2 protein-coding genes are annotated in these 1,265 nt (G+C 69.2%); both read left to right on the forward strand.

The features are described from left to right. Positions 1-641 (forward strand): respiratory nitrate reductase subunit gamma (gene narI / locus PKH97_RS04700; protein WP_324386248.1); only part of this gene is annotated, 641 nt, incomplete at its 5' end. After that, positions 638-1,042 carry a LuxR family transcriptional regulator gene (locus PKH97_RS04705; RefSeq protein WP_324386249.1) on the forward strand — a complete coding sequence of 135 codons (405 nt, stop codon included), beginning with the start codon at positions 638-640 and terminating at the stop codon, positions 1,040-1,042. The genes narI and PKH97_RS04705, both read left to right, overlap by 4 nt. Positions 1,043-1,265 lie beyond the last annotated feature (223 nt).

Consider the following 1,265-nt stretch of genomic DNA (forward strand, 5'->3'; position numbering starts at 1 on the left):
ACGAAGACCGGCTGCTGCGGATCGGCAGCCCGCTCTTCCACTTCGGCATGCTCGGTGTCATCGGCGGTCACATCCTCGGCCTGCTCATCCCGCAAAAGTGGACCGACGCCGTCGGCATCTCGCGGCACACCTACCACATCCTCGCGCTGGCCGGCGGCATCCCCGCCGGCGTCGCGGCTGTCGCCGGGCTGGCCATCCTCGTCTATCGGCGGCGCACCACCGGCCCCGTCTTCAGCGCGACGACGATCAACGACAAGATCATGTATGCCGTGCTCGGCGTCGTCATCGTCCTCGGCATTTGGAACACCATCGCCGGCAGTTGGCTGCAGTTCGGCGGCGAGTACAACTACCGCTCGGGCGTCTCGGTGTGGTTCCGCTCGATCTTCGAGTTGCGCCCCGATGTCGCGCTGATGGCGGCGGCCCCGATCGGCTTCAAGATTCACGCGGTCGCGGCTTTCCTGCTCTTCGCGTTGTGGCCCTTCACCCGTCTCGTGCACGTCTTCAGCGCCCCCATCGGCTACTTCACGCGCCCCTACATCGTCTATCGCAGCCGCGACGCGCGATCCGGGGTCGCGGGTGGCGTGCGCGCTCCCCAAGGCACCTGGGACAAGCCCGGCCTGAAGTCACAGGAGAAGGTATGACCGCGGAACGCGTCTCGATCGGCAGCTCGGCACCCGAGCCCCTCGCGCCCTGGCAGGAACCCGCGCCCGGTGAGGGCTCGGGTCTGCACGAGTTGACCGCACTCGGCGACGCGCTGGTCGCGCAGGCCCACGCGGACGCTCGCGGCAAGGCCGCGCACCTGGTCGTGAAGACCCCGCTGCTTCGCGCGACGGTCATTGCGTTGACCGCGGGATCCGGCCTGCCGGAACACAACTCGCCACCGGCGGCGACTCTGCAGTCGCTTCGCGGGCAGGCTGTGCTACGCAGCGATATCGACCGCTGGGAACTGACCACCGGCTCGCTGGTCCCCATCCCGCCGGAGCGGCACGCGGTGGACGCGGTCAGCGACTGCGTCCTGCTGCTCACGGTCGCCGCCGGCTGACCCGCGCTCCCACCGGACCGGCCACCTCATGTGCTCCTATTGCGGCTGCGAGTCGATCGATCTGATCGGGCGGTTTATGGCCGAGCGCGTCGCGATCGTCAACGCGCTCACCGATCTGCGCAGCGCCTGCCACGCCGGCGACGCCGAGGCGGTGCAGACGGCGGTGACGCAGATGGAGCGGCTGCTGCACCCCCATACGGCGGCCGAGGAGGTCGGCCTCTTT

Source organism: Nostocoides sp. (genome assembly GCF_035343835.1).
GTDB classification, from domain to species: Bacteria; Actinomycetota; Actinomycetes; order Actinomycetales; family Dermatophilaceae; genus Nostocoides_A; species Nostocoides_A vanveenii.